Consider the following 22,790-nt stretch of genomic DNA (forward strand, 5'->3'; position numbering starts at 1 on the left):
TCTTCCTCCTAAACTAATTCAATCATGTGATAGATGGGTAATAATAAACTGATATAAGCCGCTATTATACAAGCAGCTATAAGGATAAAGAAACTAGGCTGCACAAACGATAATATTTTTTGCAAAAGCTGTTCCTGCTTTTCCATTAATAAATCGCTATACAATATTAACTCTTTTGCTAAATAACCGCTGTGCTCGCCATGCTCAACGAACATCGGAAAGTCCTTTTGAAAAACGGCCATGATCGTTACCGCCTGTGTGAGTGATTCTCCAAAGATGACTCTATCTTTTATACGCTGTGAAAGAACTTGAAGAAATGGTTGTAGTTGCTGTTCCTCTAATAGCTGTAGGCTTGCTTGTAATGAAAATCCACTTTGTAGTAAGCTTCCTAAATAAGCAGCAAATTGCCTTGTCAAAGTCAACCTAAAATAGCGTTGTAGAAAGGGGATTTTTAATAAGACTGTAAGTTGATGAGCAACAGCTTGTCGTTTAAGATAGAATCGAAAAAGGAATACGCTACCTATTACTATGAACATGGTCGAGATAACTACATCTGGAACATGCAATAACAGATTGGACAATGCAATGCTTGTCTCCTCTGTTTCAGAGGTACGACTGCCGACCATTCTTTCAATGTTCGGCAAAAAAAATGTACGAAACACAAAAAATAATAACAATAAAAAGATAATCAGTGTGACAGGATAGATCAGCAGCTTGATTAACTTTTTTTTAGTCTTTTCACTTACTGTTATCTGTTTAGCTACACCTTCAAACGCTTCTATCATATGACCATTGTTTTCCGCCACCTTAATTGCCATTAAATAATGATTCCCTAGCTGTAATGTTTCAAATATCCCTGCAACGCCTACTCCTTGTCTGAGCTTTTCATCAATTTGCTGTTGTATGTCCTCATGTGCTTCAATATGATGAGGTAGTAGCATGGAAATAGCTTGGGGAAATAAATATCCTTCCTGCATTAATACACATAAACGATTGAAAAGCTGAGCTTGCTCCTTTACCCGCCATTTCGTAGCCCGATTATAAAAAAGAGCCATTTTATCGATGTATGTTTGTAACTGCATATAGGCTCTCCACTAATTCTTTTTGTCCCATTAATGTTAAATCATAAGGAAGTTTGTAATTGCCCTTATCTTTGATGGCGGTGATGGCTCTTGATAGATGGTCATCATGTAATATCTCATAGACAGCTCGACGTTCTTCATGTATAGCTGAGGTTTGAACAAGCATTTGGGCAACTATACCGATAACCGTTTGACGAAGCTCTTCTATCGACACACCTAAATCCATTAAACGATAGAGACAATTAATGGAGTCTTTTGCATGAATAGTGGAGACAACTAAGTGCCCTGTTAAAGAGGCTTGGATGGCAATATTTGCTGTTTCTCTATCGCGAATTTCACCAATCATAATGACATCAGGTGAATGGCGTAAAATGGCTTTTAATCCTGCAGCATACGTAACGCCTGCTCGCTCGTTGACTTGAATTTGAAGTAAATTGGCTTGACTGTTTTCTACAGGGTCTTCTAAAGAGATTACATGTCGATTCAATTCTGTGGAACAGTAGTGGATGAGGGAATAAAGTGAAGTAGACTTGCCAGAGCCTGTTGCTCCCGTAAAAAACAGAAGACCTTGTCGGTTTTGTATCAGCTCCATGAGTTGGTGAGCTGCGCTTTTGGAAAAGCTTAGGGAAGTTAGTGGAAATGCATGATTTTGGAGAAGTAAACGAATAATTAAGCTTTCTTTTAAAAATACAGAAGGAAGTGTGGATACTCGAAACGAATAAGAATTTTGCTCCATTGCCTTTTGAAAGGCACCGCTTTGAGGTTTACGACGCTCACTAATATCTAATTCTGCAAGAAATTTATAGTAAGAGATCATTCTTTCTGCAAGTTCATAAGGTAGCTCACCAGCTTGTAGAAGTTTATCATATTTTCGAAAATAGATCCGATACTTTATGTTTCCTGGAACTAGCAATAAATCGGATGCTCCAAAATGATAGGCCTTTAGTAAAAGTTGCTCACATTTTTGTTCGACAACTGTTTCAAAATTCTGCATATATGCACCTCTCTTTTAGTTCATTCGAATATGACCGCTCTATTCGTTATTTCCTAGTATAAAGAGGAACTCGCCACGAGAAAAGCCCTTTTCAGAAAATAAAAATTTGTAAGTTAATTTTCTACCAAAAATGTTTTTTGCTATAAAAATGTGGATAAAGTGCAATTTTCCACTAAAAAAGAATATAAATACATGAAAAAATTAATATTTATGCCGAAATGAACTGTATCTTTTTCAATAATACAATATAATAGTATCAACATGATTATTTTCCTAACACTTGGTAGACGAACATAATTTTTATAATAAATTAAAGAGGTGAAGCTCATGATCCATCCATTAAAAATTACTAGTACACTAGCGGATGAAACAAGATACTCTATTTATGAGTACATATTGCAAGAGAAAAAAACAGTTACTGTACAACATATTGCTGATAAATTCGGTATCCATCCAAACGTTGCTCGACTTCATTTAACGAAGCTTTCAGAAATAAATATTATTACAGCTGACTATGTAAAAACAGGTAAAGGTGGCAGACCTGGACGTGTTTATAAAGCTTCAGAAAAAGGCGTATCTCTTACTTTTCCAAGACGCGAGGAAGATCGTTTATTAAAATGGACGATACAATTAATTGAAGACTTTGGTCCATCTGCATTAACAAAGTGCCAGGAAATTAGCTACCAAGACGGCTACCAGCAAATGAAAAATTATATGAGTGCTGAATTGACAGTAAGTAATTCTCTTTCCTTCGATGAAAAACTTCAGCTATTAACGGACAATGCCGCTTTAATTGGCTATATTCCACAAATTCAACAAACTGAGCAAGGAAAAAAAGTTATCTTCTCCATTTTCAATTGTCCATTCCAGGAGCAACTGACAGCCTATTCTGAAATTGTTTGTTCATTACATGAATCCTATTTAAAAGGTCAATTAGATGCATTGTTTACGAATAATGAATTTGTGCAAATGGAAAGTATGATACATAATTGCGATTTATGTAAATATGAAATAAACGTGACAGAAATCGATAGCTAGATTAAAAATCCATTTGTTTGTCACAAACATGGAGAAGTTCCAGTTTACAGACACCTTTCATATCATTTATAATGAGTAAGAGATTATTGTGTCGTGGGCAAAAGGAGGGGAAATTTCATGGATAATATGTATAAAGTTATGGCATTCTGGACAGGTATTTTTGCCGTTATGTTCTACCTTGGAGGTATGAACGAGGTATCGCTATTATTCTTAGGTAATACAGGTTTATTCTTATTATTAGGCTTCTTAAACCTTTCAGAACGTATGTACATGTACATTTTCGGAGCATATTTAACTGTATTCTTCGCTGGCTTCACGTACTATACAACATTCATTCACGTACCTGGTGGCGGTCATTAATACAAACAAAATCGCGTATCTCACTTTCGGTGAGATACGCTTTTTTATGTGCTAAAACAGTTTATTGTCCCTATTTTAAAATCCATTTAAAAAAGGATTTGTCTCCATTTCTGCACCTACCGTTGTATAATTACCGTGTCCAGGATAGATAATAGTATCCTCAGGTAATGTCAACAGTTTATGATGGATAGATTCCAATAAAATTTTGGTTGATCCACCTAATAGATCTGTACGTCCTACACCTTGTTCAAATAACGTATCTCCCACGATGGCAAAACCGTCATTTTCAAAGATATAAGAAATACTCCCCGGTGAATGCCCAGGTGTAAAAACAGCTTGAAACACAAAATTACTTATTTCAATTTGCTGCTCTTTTTTGATGATTGTATCTTGCGCTGGTGCGGCTACCCTATAATCTGGTAATGCAGGATATTTACTAGAGCCATTCTTCGTTGGATCTGCTAGCCAACTAACTTCCTTTTCATGAATCCATACAGGAACGTCAAATACCTCACGCACTGCATCTACTGCCCCTATATGATCAAAATGGGCATGTGTTAAAAAGATAGCAAGAGGTTTTAAGCCGTTGCTACGGATTGTTTTAATTAGACGCTCCGCCTCTTCACCTGGATCAAATACGATACATTCTTTTTCTTTATTCGATACGATATAGCAATTCGTTTGGACGGGACCAAGAGAATAACTTCGTACGTTCATCATAGTTATCACCTCAACTTCCTATTATACAGGCTTTGCCACAATTTGACGATAAATGTTCATAGTTTACAGTATTTTAGTCCTCGACAAAAACAAGTAGAACGTTTACAATTAAGGAGGAATATTGTTTGCGACATTCATTTTCTGATGTCGAAAGGAGTGTCTATTTTTAATGAACTTATTAATGGTTATTTTTGGTCTAGTAGCGATTTTAGCTGTATTTGGTACATTCCAAGCAATTAAAGAAAAGAACCTATTAAGCGTTGTTTTCAACTTATTAAGTGCTGCTGTATTCGGATGGTTCGTCATCATGACGATTGTTCACAGCGGTTACCCACCAAAATTACACTAAAATTCAGACAAAAAAAGAGCAGTCTCTTCGGAGATTGCTCTTTTTTTGTCTATTATTACTTATTGAATTGAAGAAACCGCTTCTTGCCGATTTGTAGAACATCATTATTCATTAATACTTGTGATATGTCATCCATCGCCATTTTTTCTCCATTCAAGGATACTCCTTTTTGCTTGATTACCCTCAAAAACTCACTCTTACTTTGAATAAAACCCATTGCCACTAGTTGTGGAATGATATCCACGATTCTTTCCTTATCAATTTCTAAGAGCAGTATAGGAATGTTTTTCGGTATTTCCTTTTTTTGAAATGCTGCTTCAAAATAAGCTCTTGCTTCCTCCACTGCTGTAGATCCATGGTATAAAGCCGTTATAATTTCTGCTAATAGGAATTTCAAATCGCGGGGATTCTCTCCCTTTTGTAGTCTATCTTGAATAGCCTGCACGTGTAGTGGATGCTCATCTGTTGCTAATTCGAAATATTTGATAATTAAAGTATCTGGTACTTCCATCACCTTTTTAAACATAATCTCAGGTGCTTCATTGATGCCAATATAATTACCTAAACTCTTACTCATTTTTTCAATACCATCTAACCCCTCTAGTAAGGGCATAAAAATAGCAATTTGTTTTTCTAATCCTCGATGCTTTTGTAAGGTGCGTCCCATTAAAATATTGAACGTCTGATCCGTTCCACCTAACTCTATATCTGCCTCAAGTTCTACTGAATCATATGCTTGCATAAGCGGGTAGAAAAACTCATGTATACCAATTGGGATGTGCTGTTGGTAACGTTTCTGAAAATCTTCGCGCTCTAGAAGTCGAGCAACAGATGTTGTGGCTGCTAGCTTGATGACTTCTTCAAAGGACAGCTTCGCTAACCATTCACTATTAAAACGAACCGTTGTCTTGTTCGGATCTAGTACTTTAAAAATTTGCTCACAATAAGTTTGGGCGTTTTTCTTCACTATATCGTCATTTAAGGCTGTTCGCCCCTTAGCTTTACCTGTAGGATCGCCAATTCGTCCTGTAAAATCACCGATAACAATCACTGCATGATGGCCTAAATCTTGCATTTGCTTGATTTTCCGTAGAACAACCGCATGACCTAAATGAATATCTGGTGCGGACGGATCGAGCCCTAGCTTAATCGTTAAAGGTCGCTGTTCTTTATACGATCGCTCTAATTTTTTAAGTAAATCCTGTTCATCAACAATCTTGCTAGCACCTTTCTTGATAATCGCTATTTGCTCCTTTGGTGTAAAAAACATACGAAACATCTCCTTGTAATATTAAATATTAATATTGCAAGTTCTATAAGAGTATATGGGGTACCGATTTTGTTGACAAGGCCTTAATAGCTTTACACGTTTATGCTTAGAAGGCATAAAAAAAACGCCTTTAGGAAATTCCTAAAGGACGTAGATAAACGTGTTACCACCTTTTTTCGAGAGCTATTCACATAGCTCTCCTCAACAAGTACAGCCATAGCGATACTTTTGCAATGATTACGGATGCAACCCCGTCGTAGCCTACTATAGTTTCGGTACGCAGCTCCAAGATGTATTCACTTTAATATCCCCTTGCGCCTCTCAACAACCGGCTACTCTCTGTCAGTTCCATTAAAGTTACTCGTTCTTTTCGATGCCTTTCACTCTTATACTCCGAAATGCGAAAAACAAATCTTCGTTATGCAGATATTTACACTTATTATAATCGTATCTTGCTATTTGTCAATAAAAAGAAATGTTCAATAAAGTGTATTCACGTTGCATAGTGTTGTAAAACATTGCGAAAGGTGTTTTCTTTAGCATAGGCTTCACAAAAAAATTTTATGAATAGTGCTTGAGACTCATTCTTTTTTATCAGCAATAAAAAAGAGAGATCCCTATACGAGATCTCTCTTTGATTATTTAACTGAATCCTGCTTTAAATTACCTGTTTTTTCGTCATAGAAGCGAAGTAAGTCTCCATTAATGATGGCATCAGAATTTTCTAGCTCCATTGTAGCACGATCAGCATAAGACTGACATGGCTCACCATCTATTTCTTCGCCAGTTGCTTTGTCATAGCAAGCTTCACCAGCATAGACGTATTTATCTGTAATAAAACGTCCATCACGGAAGACTACAAAGTCCTCATGCTCTGGAGAGAATAAATCTGCACCCATTTGCATATCTTTTGACGTTTCAACGCCAAGAAGGTGTAAGATCGTTGGACGTAAATCCATTTGTCCTGAAATCTCAGCCATTTCTTTTCCATCGCCAGCTCCTGGGATATGGATGAATAAAGGTACTTCTTGAAGCATTGCATTATCCATTGGTGTAATTTGATCTTTTCCTAAATATTGCGCCATTGCTTTATTATGGTTCTCAGAAATACCATAGTGATCCCCATACATCACAATAATAGAATTATCATAGACACCTTGATCTTTTAACTGTTGGAAGAAGTCTTTTAAAGCCTCATCCATGTAACGTACTGTTTGGAAGTAACGATTTAATGTACCTGAATTTGAATCATATTCAGGAATCATAATATCTTCTGGATCCAATGTAAATGGATAATGGTTCGTTAAAGTAATCAGTCTAGAGTAGAATGGCTGAGGCATATCTTTCATTAAAGCAGCTGATTGCTCTAAGAATGGAACATCTTTCATTCCCCAGTTTACAGCTTGCCCCTCTTCCACAGTATATGAATCTATATCGTAGAATTTATTAATTTTTAACGATTGATACATCATGTCACGATTCCAGAATGATTTATTATTAGGGTGCATGACATTTGTAAAGTATCCATTTTCTCCAAGGCGTTCAGCCATTGAATTATACGTATTTCCACCATGCGTGAAGAATACAGCACCTCGACCTAAACCAAACAATGAGTTTTCAACAATAAACTCCGAGTCAGATGTTTTTCCTAAACCTGTTTGGTGATAGAAGTTACTGAAATAATACGTATCTTTATCCTTTGTTAAAGAGTTTAAGAATGGCGTAATTTCATGACCATTCATGTCATTATTAATGACAAAGTTTTGTAATGACTCCATCGATACCACAATCAGGTTACGACCTTTATATTTCCCAAACATCTCTGGATTTACAGCAGCCTGATTAGAGCGTATATAGTTGTTCACTTCTACTAGTTCACTACCATCAGCTAACGCACGTTGTGCAGATGATTTAGATTGAATATAAATGTCATACAAGTGGTAATTGTACGTACCAATGTTTTTTACTAATAATTCGCGGTCAAAACTACGTGTTAGTAATTGTGGACGCTCAGTTTCTGCTAATCCTAAATTTAAGAATGTCATTGCTATTGCAAGCACAAAGAATGCACGACGGAATTCAATATTCACTTTAAATGCATCTTTCATTTTTGGTAAAAATTTATTCGCTAAGATTAAGATCACGACATCAACGAAATATAATACATCCCAAGGCTCAACAATGGCTGCTACTGATGTTCCTAAGTCACTAAAGTTACTTGTTTGGAATAATACTGGTAGCGTAATAAAATCATTGTAGAATCGATAGAACGCTACATTTCCGTATAAAACAATGGACAAAATAACGCTGACCGTAATCAAATAACGATTTCTAGCTTTTGCTGATTTAAAGAATAGTGATAAACCATACGTAAATAGCAAGAAGCTTAATGGATTAATAAATAAAATAAACTGTTGCATTGCATTTTCAATTTTCATTTCAAAGCTTGTGTGGTAAACAATGACCGTTTTGATCCAAGTTGCTATAATTGCTAGTATCATAAATGAATGTTTAGGCCACTTTATTGATTTCATTCCTAACATCCTCCCTACTTCCTTACAAAAAAATAATAATTTTTTACATTTTGTTACGGAAACAAAATATATCTTAATCCTTTTTTAACAGATAATCAACACATATCTTGTGGAAAATTTTTTCACCCTGCTCTTTCTATGCACCAGATATCTATATATACGTTTTGCATTGTAAAAAGTTTCATAAAAACATAAAAACAGCGGAAACCCACTGTTTTTAAGAATATTACATACATGTTACATTAATTTTACAATACCCAATTACATTATATTTCAAACATTACTTTTTATGCTCTTCCATACGAAGTCTTGTTGTTTCTTGTCGAATAAGCAGTAGGGCCATCTGATAATCTTTTATGTCTAGTACATTCGCTTTATAGAGCTCACGTATTTCATCCTCCATCAGCATTAAATCGCCAATAGGATCACGTGTATAAATATAGGTACCATATGTTTTCAAGAGTTCATAAATATCTAGCATTTTATCCATTTTCGTTCGCTCCTCGTTGTGCAACACAGTCAATACGTTTTGTGGGCGTCACAATGATATCTACTGGGCAATCATGTGCTTCAGTAGGAACACAATCAATGATTTGCTCATCAAAGAGCAGCGACATCAGCTTACCCTTCTTATAGTTTAATACATAGCGGTCATAATAACCACCGCCATAGCCGATTCGATAACCGTATGGATCAAAAACAACGCCTGGTACAACAATGATATCCATCTCATTTGCGTCAACAAACTCACTTTTTGCTGGAATGGGCTCACGCAAATGCATATATACAGTTTCAAGCTGTGCAAATGATTCAATGGCAAAAAACGACATTTCTCTTGTTTTCGGGTGACATTTAGGAACTGCGACCTTTTTACCTAGTTTCCATAATTCCTCAATTATAAGAATTGTGTCGACTTCTGGCTTATTTGAAATGGTCATGCCAATTGTATTTGCTTCTATTATATATGGTTCCTGTAGCACCTTTTTTAAAACAGCTAATGATTGACGATGATAGTCCTCATCCTTCATAGTTGCAAGGGCTTGGCGTACCGTGTTTCGTAAAGTTGTTTTATCCATCTAGGCTACCTCCTATATCGTAAAACTTCATATCCTCCTGGAATTGTTACATTGAATGATGTGATAAAATGTAGAAAGCCAAAACCACTTGTGGTTTTGGCTTAATGAGCGATTACTTAGTTTCACGGTGAAGAGTGTATTTCTTCTCGCGAGAGCAATATTTTTTAAGTTCAAGACGCTCTGGATTGTTACGCTTGTTCTTTTTAGAAATGTAGTTACGTTCGCCGCAATCTGTGCAAGCTAAAGTAATATTTACGCGCATCATTAACCCTCCCACTCTATATCAAGAATTTAAATTTGAGCATGATTTATACGACTAACCTATTATAACATAAACTGAAAAAAAATCTACCTTCATTTCATATTAAGTTTGCATATGGTAAAATATCTTATAATTACATACTACATTGAGGTGAAGCTATTGGATTTATCCATCGTATTAATGAGTATCGGCATTTTTCTGATCATCGTTTCGTTCTTTTTCAAAAATAGCTCGAAAAAAATCGAACAAGATGTCGAAGAATTATCTATCTCCATCTTCCAAGAAACGAATAATTTAAAGCGTCGTCTAAAGATTGTGGAGGAAGAACTTTTACTAGAGCCTGAGTTCCAAGTGAAATCAAAATCAAGTATCCCTCCAAAAGGCCAAGATTCTAAAGTGCATCAAGTCATGCAGGCTGTTCAACAGGCTGCACAGGGGGCAAAAGTTGGACAAACAACAGCACAAGCAAAACCGATTCATCAAATTATTATTAGTCAGGTACTTGAATTAAATAAACAGGGTCTTTCTATAGCAGATATTAGTATTCGCTCAAATTTAACAGAAGAGCAAGTTCGGCAAGTGATTGCAAACGGGGGGCGTTGATTGATGAATATGTCTGCCATTCGCGCATTTGGTATAGCCATTTTTCTTGTTGGGGCATTGCTTGCACTCGCAAACCACTTCGATGTAAATATTGGTCTTCCTACCAAGGAATTTTCCAATCAACAACAGGTAAAAGAACTACAAAACAAATTAAGTAAGGCCAATCAAGAAATTGCCTCGTTAAAGGATCAATTAAAGCAAGTACATACGACTGAAAAAACTTCGACAACAGATGCATCTGAACAAGCTGATGAAGAAGCGGATACAGATGTTACAACGATGTCTCTGCAAATCTATAGTGGTATCACACCGTATAGTGTGGCACAAAAACTTGAAGACGGTGGCATTATTACCAATAGTGTTGAAATGGAGTTACTACTCGCTAACCCTAAATATGCTAGAAGCTTACAAATCGGCTCCTATGAGGTCAATTCTTCCATGACTTTAGAAGAAATAGCTAATTTAATTACAGGCAAGAAACAATAACATAAAAAGCTGTCGCCCATTCAGATATGAGGCGACAGCTTTTTTATTACGCTAAACTTTCTAGAAAGGCTTGCATCATCATACTGCCTTCTTTTGTGCCAATTGATTCGGGATGAAACTGCAGCCCATAAAGAGGATATTCTTTATGTTGGATGGCCATAATCTCTCCGTCATCCCCCGCTGTTGCGAGTATCTTAAAATCCATGTGTAAAGTTTGTTCTTCAATAATAAGTGAATGATAGCGCATAACCTCGATATCTCCATCTAATTTGGCAAATAAACCCGTTTGCTCGTATTGTAATGGGGACAGCTTTCCGTGCATAATGTTTTTGGCCTGCACAATATTTGCGCCAAAAGCCAGCCCTATCGATTGGTGCCCAAGACAAATACCTAAAATAGGGAATTTTTGATAGAGTTCCTTGATGACCTCTATCGTTATCCCTGCTTCATTTGGCGTTCCTGGCCCTGGTGATAAAATGATGGCTTCTGGCGATAGTTTTTGAATTTCTTCTATAGTAATGGCATCATTTCGTACAACCTTGACGCTTTTTCCAAGCATACTGATTTGTTGAAATAAATTATAGGTAAAAGAATCGTAGTTATCTATTATTAAAATCATTTTTTTACCTCCAATAGGGCACGTGCCTTATTCAGTGTTTCTTCATATTCTGACAATGGAATCGAATCATAAACAATACCTGCTCCTGCCTGTACATGTGCCTTTTGATCCTTAATGAGCATCGTGCGAATCGCGAGGGCCAAGTCCATATCACCAGTTGTCGAAATGTAGCCTACTGCTCCCGCATATACCCCACGCTTTACTGGTTCTAATTCATTAATCAGTTGCATGGCCCGAATTTTTGGCGCCCCTGACACTGTGCCAGCAGGTAAACAAGCACGAAGTACATCCAGAACATGGAGGTCATCTCGCAATTCGGCAATCACCTCAGATACCATATGCATCACATATTTATAGCGCTCTATTTTCATATATTTATTTAGCTTGACGGAACCGACTTTTGCAATACGACCAAGATCATTGCGACCTAAATCCACTAACATACGGTGTTCAGCTATTTCCTTGCTATCCTCTAATAGCGCATTTGCGATTGCTTCATCCTGTTCTATTGTCATGCCACGCGGCTTTGTACCTGCTATTGGGTTGGTTGTCACTTTTCGATTTTTTACCTTTACAAGACTTTCAGGAGATGTTCCTAAAATAACATAGTCACCATAATCCATATAAAACATATAGGGTGACGGGTTAGACGTGCGCAATTGACGATAGAGCGAAAATGGCGAACCTGTAAACGGCGCAGAAAAACGTTGCGATAACACAATTTGGAAAATATCACCTCTCAAAATATGCTGCTTAGCACGTTCCACCAAAGCAACAAATCGTTCCTTTGAAATCATAGGCTTAAACTGTAGCTCATCCACCTTTAATGCCTCAAAGGTCGTACCTGCACAAAGCTGTTGCTCCATCGTTGTAATAGCAGCTTCCATCTCCTCTAATGAACGCCCATCCTGAAATAGATCAATCGAAGCTAGTGTAATTTCCTGTGTTAGATGATCAAAAACAATAAATGTATCATAGAAAAAAACATGAACATCAGGCATAGCTAAATCATCCTGTAAATAGTCCCCTATTTTTTCTGTGTAAAATGCTGTTTCATAGCCAAAGACACCTATCGCTCCTCCAAAGAAAGCAAAAGGATAGCTTTCTTCATGAAAGGGTATTAGTTCTTTTAATCGATCAAGCACATTGCCCCTAGCCTTGTCATTTTCTGCTCCTTTTGAAAACACGAATTCTTCATTGTTTCCTTTTAGTTCAGCCACTGGATTGATGGCGATAAAGGAATATCGCCCACTTTCCTCATGTTTCGCTGAGGATTCGAACAACATTTTATGCTGCCCTTTCAGTGATTGATACACAGAGATCGGGGTCATCATATCCCCCTGTAATACTTTCATAGCATACTTTCTAAGCTCAACTGTCATACTCTTCTCTCCTTCTCTAAGCTCTTCTCATCTACACCTCATCTATCTTTAGCAGCAGAAATCTGCTAAAGGCTTTCTCTTCATTCAGCTAAAACATTTGCCGTCTAAAGAAAAAAATATAAAAAGGCCTTTCCATCACAAAAGGACGGAAAAGCCGTGGTGCCACCTTCATTGGTCTCCTGATAGGAAAACCCTCTCTAAGCCTTGTAACGTAGGCATCCGCTAATCCGTACTTTTTTCAGGATTAGAGCTCCGAAGTCCATTCACTAAACATTTGTACTAGTTTTCACCAACCACTAGCTCTCTATAACAAATTGTACTAGCTACTACTCTTCATCAAAGCTGATTTCTTGGTAATATTGTAAAGCAAACTATCTTACAATTCAATTTATTTTTTATTTCGCAGACTTTCTTCTTCAGGATGGCTAGCTAATGTAATCGATAGCTCCTCCATTATTTGACGAATCGCAAATAAAATATCCTGCCGCACTTCCAGCATAACAGCAGTATCATTTGTGGCAACAAAGAATCGAACAAGCACGCGATACGAATCATGATGAAATTCATCTATAAATACATGAATCATGTCTTTCTCTGTTTTAGCATGTAAATAAATTTCCTTATGAATGGCCGTTAAAGCGCTACGTATGTCTTCCTCATCATTAGCAGCAGCGATATATAAAAATTGCTCACACTTCCGTTTTTCTCGTTTAGATAAATTATAAAGAGGACGATTCACTAAATAGGAGTTCGGCACATACACAAGTCCTTTATCGCCTGTTTGAATTAACGTACTTCTTAAATTGATATCCTCAATCGTTCCTTCAATTTTTTGATCCTCTGTCGCAATCCAATCTCCTATTTGGAATGGATTATCTAAAGCTACGGACATGCCACCAAATACATGCGCTAGTGTATCGCGAATCCCAAAGGCAATCGCCACACCCGTTAAGCCGATTCCAGTTAAAAAGCCATTCAGATTAAAATCCCAAAAGGAAGCAATCGTAAACATAGCAAAAATCATGATAAGTACTTTACCGATTCGTAGAAAAAACGGTAATAAAACATTCTGATCCTCTTCGCTCGTTAATTCAAATGGTTGTTTCGTATAAAAATTCAAAACATCATAAATCCCTTTAAAAGCAAGAAACACCATAATAGACAATACAAAATTCTTTGTTGATGGATGTGTAAATAAAGGGACTTTTATTAAATAAGATAAGCTTAGCACAATGACCGTCGTCATAAAGGCATAGCCAATTGCTTTACTAAATTGAGCCAGTACATTTGCTTGGAAATTGCGCTGACGATCTTTTAAAAATAGCACAACACGATGAATAATTTTTTTGATGATGAATCGTTGAATAAGCCACCCTACTAAACAAATAATGACAGCAATTAAGCCATCTAGCCAGGTTGGGACTGTAAATTTAGGTAATAACCAATGTAATGAATCCATGTATTTCTCCTTTATAACTACCTATGTATCGCCAGCAAAAAGGAGCCGACCTTCAGTAATGGTTAGCCCCGTTCTTGTTATTGTATGGCATCATCTGCAAAAAAAGCCCTACTAGCAAACCAAAATTGCTGTTTATTAAAGTTATGTTCATGCATGGCAATTACCGAAAATTCAGCATGATATTTTTGCTTCATTTCCTTTAGCATCATTTTTGCTTGCTTGCCAACGAGATGCTGCCCATCAATAGGTGCTCCTTCTGTAAAAATAATGACATCTGCTTCTGTACCTAATTGATTTTCCTGTAGCAATGCTTTCACAAATTGTAAAACAGGTAAAATGGCTGCCTCTCCCTTTGCCTTATATTCGATAAAACTTTTAAAATCAGCTAAATTTAAATGACCATTTTCAAAGCGGTAGTGGACATGAATTTGCCGATCATACGGTACAATGTATAAATCACGGCCTTCTCGATGTGCACTCATAAATAACGCTAAAATCATACTTTTACAAATCTCAGAATAAGCGGCCATTCCTGTCGTTTGTTCTAAACAAATAATCATCGGGCCAGGGTCTTGTTGATAATCATGAAAGGGTACATAGTAAATATTGCCGCTTTTCGTTGTCTGTTGCTTCAGCTTTTGACGTCTAAGCTCTGACCATTTTCGTTCATAATACTGGCGTTGCTCTTTGCCATTTGCTAAGCGTTCTGCCTTCTCAATAGCAGGAATATTCTCTTGGATTTCATGCATGATATCCGTCAATTCCAGAGCAAATGCTGCCATATTTCGTAATGGCTCACTCTTGAAAAAATAATCGATAAAATAATGTTGTTCCCCTTCACTTAACTCCTCTATATGTAGGTTTTCATAGAGAAAACGTAAATAGTCAAGTTGTTCTATTGTCAACTGCTTGTCAAATTGCTTGATGAGGGATTCAATTGCATCTTTCATATAGCAGCACCTCCTAAGCACCACATTTTTTGGATAATGTCTATAGTATAACCAAAAAAAATTTTTGACAATACAAAAACGCTTGCTATAAAGACGCTACAGCCAAAGACAATGTTGCTGCTTCAGGAGATTTTTTTCTGCAAATGAAAAAAAGAGCTAAAACGCAGCTCTTCTTTCTTAATTATTTAATTCATAATGTTTGCCTTTTACTAAGTAAAATAGATGTTCAGCAATATTTGTAGCATGATCAGCAGAACGCTCTAAATAGCGGCAAATAAATGTTAGGTGCGTAATCTGTGAAATATGGGAGGGGTTTTCTACCCCAGCACGGAGTAAAAGGGTGATCGTTGCCCCATATAAATCGTCCACGTAATCATCTAACTCTGCAATCTCTTTAGCGCGTACCGTATCTTCCTCAGTAAAGGCCTTCATGATGCTCTCTAGCATTTCTACTGTTTTATTGCACATGGTTTGGAGATTTGTTATTGGGAATATCATTGGCTCCTTACCAATTCGAATTGCTTCTTTAGCTATATTAACCGCATAGTCCCCTACTCTTTCCATATCTGAAGCTGCCTTTACGAGAACCATGAGACGGCGTAAATCTGTTGCTACTGGTTGTTGCTTGGCAATCATTAGGATCACATGGTCATTAATTTCTTCTTCAAGGCGATTAATGATTAAATCGTCCTCCAAAATTTTCAAAGACTTTTCTAAATCCTGCTCTACCAATGCTTCAAAAGCTGTTTTTAATGCAAGGATACTGCTATTGGCAATGGCAAGAAATTGCCCCTGTACCTCTTTTAACTCTTGTTCAAAACGTTCACGTACGATCATTCATTGCTCCTCCTTAGCCGAAACGTCCCGAAATATAGTCTTCTGTACGTTGATCTGCTGGTGTTTGGAAAATAACATCCGTTTTATCGTATTCGACAACCTCTCCACTTAGGAAGAATGCTGTACGATCAGAAATACGTGCCGCTTGCTGCATATTATGTGTCACGATGACAATGGAATAATCCTTTTTCAGTTCTTGGACCAGCTCTTCCACTTTCAACGTAGAAATCGGGTCCAAGGCAGATGTTGGCTCATCCATTAAGATGACATCAGGCTCAATCGCTAAGCAACGTGCAATACAAATACGTTGTTGCTGACCACCTGATAATCCGTAGGCATTTTGATTCAAACGGTCTTTTACCTCGTCCCAAATGGCTGCCCCTCTTAATGATTTCTCCACAATTTCATCGAGAATTTTTTTATTTTTAATGCCATGAATTCTTGGTCCATAGGCAATGTTATCATAAATAGATTTTGGAAACGGGTTTGGCTTTTGGAATACCATACCTACACGTGTTCTTAATTCCTCTACCGTATAGTTTTTATCTAAAATATTTCGCTCACGATATAAAATTTCTCCTGATGTACGTACGATTGGTACAAGTTCAACCATGCGGTTTAATGTTTTTAGATACGTAGATTTCCCACAGCCAGATGGTCCAATAATAGCCGTTACTTCATTTTCATAGATGCTTAAATTAACATCTTTTAAACCATGATGATCACCATACCATAAGTTTAAATCGCGTGTATCATAGACAATATTTTTCGCCACATCTGCTACAGACTTAGTCGTTGCCTGATTCCGTTTGACAATTGTTTTTTCCTCTTTAAAATCTACTACCATAAGGTCACCTCATTAATAACGTTTTTGGAATTTATTTCGGATATAGATGGCGATCGAATTCATTAATAGCAGCACTGTCATAAGCACTAAAATACCTGCTGCTGCTACATACTGAAAGGCTTCTTGTGGTCGTTTTGCCCAATCATAGATTTGCATTGGTAATGCTGTAAATTGACTCAGCAAGCCATTCGGTAAAAACTGCAGGATAACTGGAATTCCAATTACAACTAGTGGAGCTGTTTCTCCAATGGCACGAGATAAGGCTAAAATACTTCCTGTTAAAATACCTGGGATGGCAGCTGGCAATACAACACGCAAAATCGTTTGCCATTTCGTTGCACCCATGCCATATGAAGCTTCACGTTGTTCGTTTGGCACTGCACGAATAGCCTCTTGAGCCGCTACAATGATAACAGGTAAAATTAACAAACTCATTGTAAAGCCAGCAGCTAAAATACTTTTTCCTAGACCCATCATACGTACAAAAATAGTTAATCCAAGTAATCCAAAAACAATGGAAGGAACACCTGCTAGATTCGATATATTCATGCGAATAAAGTCATTGATTTTATTTTTCTTGGCATACTCCTCTAAATAAATCGCAGTACCAACTCCTAAAATAATTGATACTGGTGCTACAACTGCCATTAACCAAAGCGAACCGATTAAAGCAGCTTTGATACCTGCCTTATCCGCAAATCGTGAGGCAAAATTCGTCAAGAAATCGATATTTAAGTAATCAATCCCCTGTGTCACAATGCGGTACAGTAAAATAGCTAAAGCAACAAGTGCAAACGTAGTAGCTAAGAAAAAGAGCGTTTTCCAAACTTTATTTGCTGTAATACGCTTTGTCATTCGTTTCATGACGACCGTGTCATCCATATAGCGCATGCTAGTAAACCTCCCTAAAGCGTTTCGAAATATAGTGAGCAAGTAAATTCATTACTAGAGTAAAGATAAATAGTGTGAATCCTACTGAATAAATTGAGTAATAAATGGTTGTACCATAACCCGCATCACCAGTTGAAACCTGTACAATGTATGCAGTCATTGTTTGAATAGAGTCTGTTACATTAAGGTCAAATTTCGGTGTTGAACCACCTGCAAGCGATACAATCATTGTTTCTCCAATTGCCCGGGAAATAGCTAACACAACAGAAGCGATAATCCCTGAAAGCGCAGCGGGTAATACTACTTTGATTGCTACTTCAAATTTCGTCGCACCTAGAGCTAAGGCTCCTTCACGCATACTATTTGGTACAGAGGACATGGCATCTTCTGAAAGAGATGTAATCATTGGTAAAATCATAATCCCTACAACAATACCAGGACTTAATGCATTAAAAAGTTTTAGTCCAGGTACAATTTCTTGTAAAACTGGAGTGACAAATGTTAAAGCGAAGAAGCCATAAACAATTGTTGGCACACCTGCTAATACCTCTAAAATAGGTTTCACTGTTCGTCGTGTTTTCTCACTTGCATATTCACTTAAATAGATAGCTGAAGCAATTCCAAATGGTACAGCTACTACAACTGCAATAAGTGTCACTTTTAATGTACCAGCGATTAATGGCAGAATCCCAAATAACGGTTCGTTACCTGAAAACGGTAACCATTTAGTACCGAAAAGGAAATCCGTAATCGACACACGTTTAAAGAATTCAAACGTTTCAAAAATAAGGGTGAAAACAATGCCAAATGTTGTTAATATCGAAATAATAGCTGCAGAAAATAATAGAGCTGGCATGGCTTTTTCCACTATTTTCTTTGTTTTTTGGTTGCGCGAATTTGCAATTAATTGCTGCACAGATGATGTCTTATCTTCCTTTTGAGAAACCATTGGGAGCTCCTTTCAAATAAGTGAGGGAAAGAGCACACATCTCTTTCCCTCTATGCATGTCTTCTTATTTTAAGCCTTCTAAAGTTTTTAAGCCTTCAGTATATTTTTCTTCAGGTAAACGAACATAGCCTACTGCTTCAGCCATATCGCCTGCGTTTTCAAGTGTAAATTTAATGAAGTCGTAAGCTGCTTCATTGTCCTTCATCGCACTATTTTTTACGTATGTGAATAATGGACGTGAAAGTGGTGTATATTCGCCACCTTCAATTGTTTCATTTGTTGGCTCTACGCCATTTACTTTGACAATGTTTAATTTATCTTTATTTTCAAGGTAGTACGCATAACCGAAGAAGCCGATCGCATTTTTATCACCAGCTACACCTTGCACTAGCATATTATCATCCTCTGATAATGTTGCTGAGCTTACTAGATCTGCTCCATCTAAAATCACTTCATCAAAGTAGTCGTATGTGCCTGAATCAGTACCTGGTGAATAGTAAACGATTTTTTCATCTGGCCAAGATGGATCAATATCAGACCACTTTTTCTCTGTCCCATCTTCAACCCAAATTTTTTGTAGTTGTTCTACCGTTAAATCCTTCGCCCAATCATTTTCTGGGTTCACGACTACTGATAAACCGTCATATGCTAAAGCTAGCTCTGTAAAATCAATGCCCGCTTCTTCTAATTTCGCTTTCTCTTCATCTTTTATATTACGAGATGCATTTGAAAAGTCTGTTTCACCTGCGATGAATTTTTCAAAACCACCACCAGTACCAGAAACCCCCACTGATACTTTGACATCTGGTTGTGTACCTGCATACTCTTCAACAACTGCCTCAATGATTGGTGCTACTGTTGATGAGCCATCTCCAGCTACAGACCCTTGTAGCTTTTCATCAGCAGCTTCTTGTCCTGAGCTTGCTGGTGCGTTCGTTTCTGTATTGTTTCCGTTTTGTGCAGAATCGCTACCACATGCACCTAGCATTAATGCAGAACCCATTACCGCTGTCATCGTTAAGTACTTCCACTTTTTCATCTCATTTGCCTCCGTCATGAACTGTTTTATAGTTATTTGTCTTACAATCTTTACTATAATGACTGATTGTTGAAGTCGTATAAACGGTTCGTAAAAGAGATGTAAAGGAATGTAATGCTTTGTAAACGTTTGTAAAGATGAATTTACAATAGAGGAAACTTGCTTCCTATAGGAAAGGTGTTATAATAAGCAATTGTGTCAGGAAATATTTAATTTAATGATAAGGAGAGTTTGACCTTTGTCATGAAACATGCAAAAGTACAAAATGCCGATTATTTTAAAACATATTTATCATTAGTAATGGAACATCGGGACTATACACTTCAAGAGGCGATTGATTTTATGCTAGCTTCTTATTTCTATAACAATATAGAACTTTATGGGGTAAAACCAAGAGAGCAATTTGAATTAGCCATTCAGCAATTATCCGCATAAAGGCACTAAATATCCGAAAGGGGCGTTTTGCTATGCAAACGCCCCTTTCACTACTTAGTTCAGTTGAAATTTCGCTACTGATTGAGTTCATCAGCACTTTTGACAAGTGCCTCTGAATTGCGCACAATGTCAGCTATCGCTATAGTGGATTTTTGAATAAGTGCTGATGTATTTTCCATTCCTGCCTGTTTATCATGAATAGCAATCACCCAACTCGTATCTTAATGCCTTATTATCTCTAGCTATACATGCCCTATTTACTTTAGGATTAGCGTTCGTGATTAGTCTTAAAAAAGTAAAAATAAAACGGATTTGGAAAATAATTTTTCCAAATCCGTTTTGTATTAGCGTATATCCAATACCCTTTAATCCTGCTCATTCTCTCCAATTTTTTCTTCCGTAATTGCTGGTAAAATTGGCTGTTTCACATTACTATCTGTTACTTTTTCAGCTTGATATTTAGCTTTTAATTCAAAATACTTATCTAAAGAACGTCTAGCAATGACATTATTTTGATAGTAGTGTGGAGCTAAGTTTGTATTAACCCATGGGATCACAACTGCATAGGCAATTTCAGGATTTTCATACGGGGCAAAGCCAACATGCGTTAAATTAATCGTATTTGTGCCGTAGTGCTCACGTAACGGACCATAATACACTACCTCTGCTGTCCCTGTTTTCCCTGCTGCTGTATAAGGAGCATCGGCAAATTGTGCTCGTGCTGTACCATGTGAACCAGTATATACACGACGTAGCCCTTGCTTTACATAGTCGATCTCTTCTTTAGGATTATCAATTTGATTCAAAATAGTTGGACCTACTTCAGTTACTAATTGTCCTAATTGCTTGCCATCCTGTGATGGGTCACGAACTTCTTTCACAACATGTGGCTGAATACGATAGCCACCATTGGCAACTGTTGAAATATATTGTGCAAGTTGAAGTGGTGTATACGTATCATACTGACCAATCGCCAAGTCAAGTGTTTTACCACCCATTGTTGGACCTGATGGACCACGCACTCCGCTAAATTCATTTGGTAAATCAATGCCTGTTTTCACACCTAAACCAAATTGCGCATAATTATTACGCATTTTGGAGAACGTATCGTCCTTTAAGCGTAATGGCATACCATAACTATAAGGGGTTCCATTAAGCAGCAACGCAATTTTAAACATATAGGAGTTGGAAGAACGTTCTAATGCCAACAAGTCATTCATCGGAATATATCCAGCCCTGTTAAAAATAGACGTTTTCGGATCCGTGCTAGCTAATTTAATCGGCTCGTCTCCCATTGAAGTCCCCATCGAAATAACGTCCTGATTGTAGCCAGTAAGGACTGTCGCTGCTTTAACTGATGAACCTGCTTCATAAGCCGTTGTAAACGATCCATATGCATAGTCAACGACTTCATTTTTCCCTGTCTCGGGATTCTTTTCTATTTTCTTACCCACCATCGATAAAATGTCGCCTGTATTCGGATCCATCATAATTAGGAAGGCACGGTCTAATAAATAGGAGCCTGGAAGTGCCTTTAAATTAAGCAGTTCTTCTTCTACAATCTTATCCGTTTCAGCCTGCAGCTCACTATCCAATGAAAGAATTAAGTCTTTACCTGGCTCCCCTTCATAGGTTGTGACTGTATCGACTACTTGACCTTTTTTATTGGTAATATTTTTGACGACTGTTTTTTGACCTTGTAGTAATTCTTCATACTGTGCTTCAATGTAACTTTCTCCCACACGGTCATTACGTGAGTAGTCACGTGCTAAATAGTAATTGAGCTTCTCTTTTGGTATCCCTTTTGTTGGGACCGTTGTACGACCAAGAATAGATAAAGATGATAATTTAACACGTTTCCAGTCTGTTGTTGTATTAACACCTGGTAGTTCAGTTAAACGCTCAGATACACGAGCAAATTCATCAGCTGATACATTTTCACTTTTAATAATTTGAGGAGATAGATTATAGCCAGATACCATCTCACGATAAATCGCTAATACCTCTAAATCTGCCTCTGTTAATTGTAAAAGTTCTTCGTTTGTTATACGTTCCCGTACCAGTTTATCAATCTCTGCATTAATTTGACTGGTTGTAATATTTTCTTGTGCATTAATTTTTGTTTTTTCTGCCTCTGTGACTTTTTCATAGGCAGCATCGTGATTTTGTAATATCCAGAAATCCTGTTTATCACGCAATGTGACACGCTTTGTTGGCTGTTCAATTAATTGTGCCAGCTTTTTCGCGATATCAAGCATCTCCTCTGATGTGGTCGTTTGCATTTTTGTATAAGTAATGGCATTTTCTGGGTGATTATCCACTAAAATACGGCCATAACGGTCATACATGCGTCCCCTTGGTACACTTGTATTCACAGGTACCTCTTCTTTACGCTCTAAATCACGTACATAATCTTCCCCTTTGACGATTTGCATATAGCCAAGTCTAAAAATTAACATTGAAAATACGATAAATATTGCAAAGAAAAGGATATTCATACGAAATGTTAAGTTAGAATGATGTTTTGCTTTAACACTCGCCGCGCGATTTTTTCCTGGTGCTTTGCGCATATGTATTCCCCTCCTCATCTTCTGATCATTTCAATACA

Annotated in this window: 25 protein-coding genes and 2 other annotated features; of the genes, 6 read left to right on the forward strand and 19 right to left on the reverse strand. The window is 37.1% G+C overall.

Annotated elements, in window-relative coordinates; genetic code table 11:
* Positions 1-8 precede the first annotated feature (8 nt).
* Positions 9-1,082: a competence type IV pilus assembly protein ComGB gene (gene comGB / locus QH639_RS16030; protein ID WP_237898258.1), complete on the reverse strand. Its 1,074-nt coding sequence runs from the start codon at positions 1,080-1,082 to the stop codon at positions 9-11.
* Complete coding sequence (gene comGA, locus QH639_RS16035) at positions 1,057-2,076, reverse strand: competence type IV pilus ATPase ComGA (RefSeq protein ID WP_131520610.1); 1,020 nt, start codon at positions 2,074-2,076, stop codon at positions 1,057-1,059. Before comGA ends, comGB begins: the two co-directional genes overlap by 26 nt.
* A gap of 327 nt (positions 2,077-2,403) precedes the next feature.
* On the opposite strand from comGA, the gene QH639_RS16040 reads away from it, so the two are divergent.
* Together QH639_RS16040 and QH639_RS16045 are read left to right on the forward strand one after the other, a co-directional pair.
* Positions 2,404-3,114 (forward strand): helix-turn-helix transcriptional regulator, encoded by a 711-nt coding sequence (locus tag QH639_RS16040; RefSeq protein WP_131520609.1) that lies wholly within the window; start codon positions 2,404-2,406, stop codon positions 3,112-3,114.
* Between the two features lie 117 nt (positions 3,115-3,231).
* Complete coding sequence (locus QH639_RS16045) at positions 3,232-3,474, forward strand: DUF2626 family protein (protein WP_004231035.1); 243 nt, start codon at positions 3,232-3,234, stop codon at positions 3,472-3,474.
* A gap of 75 nt (positions 3,475-3,549) precedes the next feature.
* On the opposite strand, the gene QH639_RS16050 is transcribed toward QH639_RS16045, so the two are convergent.
* A complete protein-coding gene (locus tag QH639_RS16050) occupies positions 3,550-4,194 on the reverse strand; it encodes an MBL fold metallo-hydrolase (protein ID WP_131520608.1) in 645 nt (214 codons plus the stop codon).
* A gap of 169 nt (positions 4,195-4,363) precedes the next feature.
* Here QH639_RS16050 and QH639_RS16055 point away from each other — a divergent pair, with 169 nt between their 5' ends.
* Positions 4,364-4,543 carry a DUF2759 domain-containing protein gene (locus QH639_RS16055; RefSeq protein ID WP_004231029.1) on the forward strand — a complete coding sequence of 60 codons (180 nt, stop codon included), beginning with the start codon at positions 4,364-4,366 and terminating at the stop codon, positions 4,541-4,543.
* A 55-nt stretch (positions 4,544-4,598) separates the two neighbouring features.
* Here the strand turns inward: QH639_RS16055 and tyrS are convergent, their stop codons facing one another.
* The 5 genes from tyrS to rpmG all read right to left on the reverse strand — a co-directional run bounded on the left by tyrS (position 4,599) and on the right by rpmG (position 9,685).
* Positions 4,599-5,813, reverse strand: coding sequence for a tyrosine--tRNA ligase (gene tyrS, locus QH639_RS16060; RefSeq protein ID WP_281114821.1), 1,215 nt, complete (start codon positions 5,811-5,813; stop codon positions 4,599-4,601).
* A 141-nt stretch (positions 5,814-5,954) separates the two neighbouring features.
* Positions 5,955-6,196, reverse strand: a binding site (T-box leader).
* A 255-nt stretch (positions 6,197-6,451) separates the two neighbouring features.
* Positions 6,452-8,347 (reverse strand): LTA synthase family protein, encoded by a 1,896-nt coding sequence (locus tag QH639_RS16065; RefSeq protein WP_237898259.1) that lies wholly within the window; start codon positions 8,345-8,347, stop codon positions 6,452-6,454.
* Positions 8,348-8,627: 280 nt separating this feature from the next.
* Positions 8,628-8,837 (reverse strand): YqgQ family protein, encoded by a 210-nt coding sequence (locus QH639_RS16070; protein WP_004231021.1) that lies wholly within the window; start codon positions 8,835-8,837, stop codon positions 8,628-8,630.
* Positions 8,830-9,423: a 5-formyltetrahydrofolate cyclo-ligase gene (locus QH639_RS16075; RefSeq protein ID WP_281114822.1), complete on the reverse strand. Its 594-nt coding sequence runs from the start codon at positions 9,421-9,423 to the stop codon at positions 8,830-8,832. Before QH639_RS16075 ends, QH639_RS16070 begins: the two co-directional genes overlap by 8 nt.
* A gap of 112 nt (positions 9,424-9,535) precedes the next feature.
* Positions 9,536-9,685 (reverse strand): 50S ribosomal protein L33, encoded by a 150-nt coding sequence (rpmG, locus tag QH639_RS16080; protein ID WP_008408521.1) that lies wholly within the window; start codon positions 9,683-9,685, stop codon positions 9,536-9,538.
* Positions 9,686-9,835: 150 nt separating this feature from the next.
* Here rpmG and QH639_RS16085 point away from each other — a divergent pair, with 150 nt between their 5' ends.
* Positions 9,836-10,288 (forward strand): hypothetical protein, encoded by a 453-nt coding sequence (locus tag QH639_RS16085; RefSeq protein ID WP_237900987.1) that lies wholly within the window; start codon positions 9,836-9,838, stop codon positions 10,286-10,288.
* A 3-nt stretch (positions 10,289-10,291) separates the two neighbouring features.
* A complete protein-coding gene (locus QH639_RS16090; protein ID WP_131520651.1) occupies positions 10,292-10,774 on the forward strand; it encodes a hypothetical protein in 483 nt (160 codons plus the stop codon).
* A 46-nt stretch (positions 10,775-10,820) separates the two neighbouring features.
* Here the strand turns inward: QH639_RS16090 and QH639_RS16095 are convergent, their stop codons facing one another.
* The 9 genes from QH639_RS16095 to QH639_RS16135 form a co-directional block, all read right to left on the reverse strand.
* Positions 10,821-11,393 carry an anthranilate synthase component II gene (locus QH639_RS16095; RefSeq protein WP_131520603.1) on the reverse strand — a complete coding sequence of 191 codons (573 nt, stop codon included), beginning with the start codon at positions 11,391-11,393 and terminating at the stop codon, positions 10,821-10,823.
* Positions 11,390-12,775 (reverse strand): anthranilate synthase component I, encoded by a 1,386-nt coding sequence (gene trpE / locus QH639_RS16100; RefSeq protein WP_259419295.1) that lies wholly within the window; start codon positions 12,773-12,775, stop codon positions 11,390-11,392. The genes QH639_RS16095 and trpE overlap by 4 nt, the downstream gene beginning before the upstream one ends.
* 138 nt (positions 12,776-12,913) lie before the next feature.
* Positions 12,914-13,124: a binding site (T-box leader), on the reverse strand.
* 39 nt (positions 13,125-13,163) lie between these two features.
* A complete protein-coding gene (locus QH639_RS16105) occupies positions 13,164-14,234 on the reverse strand; it encodes a mechanosensitive ion channel family protein (protein WP_281114823.1) in 1,071 nt (356 codons plus the stop codon).
* A gap of 77 nt (positions 14,235-14,311) precedes the next feature.
* Positions 14,312-15,184: a vWA domain-containing protein gene (locus QH639_RS16110; protein WP_259419296.1), complete on the reverse strand. Its 873-nt coding sequence runs from the start codon at positions 15,182-15,184 to the stop codon at positions 14,312-14,314.
* A 177-nt stretch (positions 15,185-15,361) separates the two neighbouring features.
* Positions 15,362-16,021, reverse strand: a complete 660-nt coding sequence (gene phoU / locus QH639_RS16115; protein WP_048392248.1) for a phosphate signaling complex protein PhoU — start codon at positions 16,019-16,021, stop codon at positions 15,362-15,364.
* 13 nt (positions 16,022-16,034) lie between these two features.
* Positions 16,035-16,868, reverse strand: coding sequence for a phosphate ABC transporter ATP-binding protein PstB (pstB, locus tag QH639_RS16120; RefSeq protein ID WP_131520599.1), 834 nt, complete (start codon positions 16,866-16,868; stop codon positions 16,035-16,037).
* A gap of 12 nt (positions 16,869-16,880) precedes the next feature.
* Positions 16,881-17,759 (reverse strand): phosphate ABC transporter permease PstA, encoded by an 879-nt coding sequence (gene pstA, locus QH639_RS16125; protein WP_048392246.1) that lies wholly within the window; start codon positions 17,757-17,759, stop codon positions 16,881-16,883.
* Between the two features lies 1 nt (position 17,760).
* Positions 17,761-18,708: a phosphate ABC transporter permease subunit PstC gene (pstC, locus tag QH639_RS16130; RefSeq protein WP_004231004.1), complete on the reverse strand. Its 948-nt coding sequence runs from the start codon at positions 18,706-18,708 to the stop codon at positions 17,761-17,763.
* A 64-nt stretch (positions 18,709-18,772) separates the two neighbouring features.
* Positions 18,773-19,747, reverse strand: a complete 975-nt coding sequence (locus QH639_RS16135) for a PstS family phosphate ABC transporter substrate-binding protein (RefSeq protein ID WP_131520598.1) — start codon at positions 19,745-19,747, stop codon at positions 18,773-18,775.
* 243 nt (positions 19,748-19,990) lie between these two features.
* Here QH639_RS16135 and QH639_RS16140 point away from each other — a divergent pair, with 243 nt between their 5' ends.
* Complete coding sequence (locus QH639_RS16140; protein WP_131520597.1) at positions 19,991-20,182, forward strand: hypothetical protein; 192 nt, start codon at positions 19,991-19,993, stop codon at positions 20,180-20,182.
* 74 nt (positions 20,183-20,256) lie between these two features.
* On the opposite strand, the gene QH639_RS16145 is transcribed toward QH639_RS16140, so the two are convergent.
* Both QH639_RS16145 and QH639_RS16150 read right to left on the reverse strand, forming a co-directional pair.
* Positions 20,257-20,391 carry a hypothetical protein gene (locus QH639_RS16145; RefSeq protein WP_255501590.1) on the reverse strand — a complete coding sequence of 45 codons (135 nt, stop codon included), beginning with the start codon at positions 20,389-20,391 and terminating at the stop codon, positions 20,257-20,259.
* A 156-nt stretch (positions 20,392-20,547) separates the two neighbouring features.
* A complete protein-coding gene (locus tag QH639_RS16150) occupies positions 20,548-22,752 on the reverse strand; it encodes a peptidoglycan D,D-transpeptidase FtsI family protein (RefSeq protein ID WP_131520596.1) in 2,205 nt (734 codons plus the stop codon).
* Positions 22,753-22,790: the final 38 nt, after the last annotated feature.

Source organism: Lysinibacillus sp. 1 U-2021 (assembly GCF_029916965.1).
Classification (GTDB): domain Bacteria; phylum Bacillota; class Bacilli; order Bacillales_A; family Planococcaceae; genus Lysinibacillus; species Lysinibacillus capsici.

Coding starts and splice junctions, on each gene's coding strand:
- pstB (WP_131520599.1), bottom strand. CDS start 16,868: ATGGTAGTAGATTTTAAAGAGGAAAAAACAATTGTCAAACGGAATCAG.
- phoU (WP_048392248.1), bottom strand. CDS start 16,021: ATGATCGTACGTGAACGTTTTGAACAAGAGTTAAAAGAGGTACAGGGG.
- QH639_RS16140 (WP_131520597.1), top strand. CDS start 19,991: ATGAAACATGCAAAAGTACAAAATGCCGATTATTTTAAAACATATTTA.
- tyrS (WP_281114821.1), bottom strand. CDS start 5,813: ATGTTTTTTACACCAAAGGAGCAAATAGCGATTATCAAGAAAGGTGCT.
- QH639_RS16065 (WP_237898259.1), bottom strand. CDS start 8,347: ATGAAATCAATAAAGTGGCCTAAACATTCATTTATGATACTAGCAATT.
- QH639_RS16055 (WP_004231029.1), top strand. CDS start 4,364: ATGAACTTATTAATGGTTATTTTTGGTCTAGTAGCGATTTTAGCTGTA.
- pstA (WP_048392246.1), bottom strand. CDS start 17,759: ATGCGCTATATGGATGACACGGTCGTCATGAAACGAATGACAAAGCGT.
- comGB (WP_237898258.1), bottom strand. CDS start 1,082: ATGCAGTTACAAACATACATCGATAAAATGGCTCTTTTTTATAATCGG.
- QH639_RS16050 (WP_131520608.1), bottom strand. CDS start 4,194: ATGATGAACGTACGAAGTTATTCTCTTGGTCCCGTCCAAACGAATTGC.
- QH639_RS16075 (WP_281114822.1), bottom strand. CDS start 9,423: ATGGATAAAACAACTTTACGAAACACGGTACGCCAAGCCCTTGCAACT.
- QH639_RS16040 (WP_131520609.1), top strand. CDS start 2,404: ATGATCCATCCATTAAAAATTACTAGTACACTAGCGGATGAAACAAGA.
- QH639_RS16090 (WP_131520651.1), top strand. CDS start 10,292: ATGAATATGTCTGCCATTCGCGCATTTGGTATAGCCATTTTTCTTGTT.
- QH639_RS16095 (WP_131520603.1), bottom strand. CDS start 11,393: ATGATTTTAATAATAGATAACTACGATTCTTTTACCTATAATTTATTT.
- trpE (WP_259419295.1), bottom strand. CDS start 12,775: ATGACAGTTGAGCTTAGAAAGTATGCTATGAAAGTATTACAGGGGGAT.
- comGA (WP_131520610.1), bottom strand. CDS start 2,076: ATGCAGAATTTTGAAACAGTTGTCGAACAAAAATGTGAGCAACTTTTA.
- QH639_RS16150 (WP_131520596.1), bottom strand. CDS start 22,752: ATGCGCAAAGCACCAGGAAAAAATCGCGCGGCGAGTGTTAAAGCAAAA.
- QH639_RS16135 (WP_131520598.1), bottom strand. CDS start 19,747: ATGAAAAAGTGGAAGTACTTAACGATGACAGCGGTAATGGGTTCTGCA.
- QH639_RS16070 (WP_004231021.1), bottom strand. CDS start 8,837: ATGGATAAAATGCTAGATATTTATGAACTCTTGAAAACATATGGTACC.
- pstC (WP_004231004.1), bottom strand. CDS start 18,708: ATGGTTTCTCAAAAGGAAGATAAGACATCATCTGTGCAGCAATTAATT.
- QH639_RS16045 (WP_004231035.1), top strand. CDS start 3,232: ATGGATAATATGTATAAAGTTATGGCATTCTGGACAGGTATTTTTGCC.
- rpmG (WP_008408521.1), bottom strand. CDS start 9,685: ATGCGCGTAAATATTACTTTAGCTTGCACAGATTGCGGCGAACGTAAC.
- QH639_RS16105 (WP_281114823.1), bottom strand. CDS start 14,234: ATGGATTCATTACATTGGTTATTACCTAAATTTACAGTCCCAACCTGG.
- QH639_RS16110 (WP_259419296.1), bottom strand. CDS start 15,184: ATGAAAGATGCAATTGAATCCCTCATCAAGCAATTTGACAAGCAGTTG.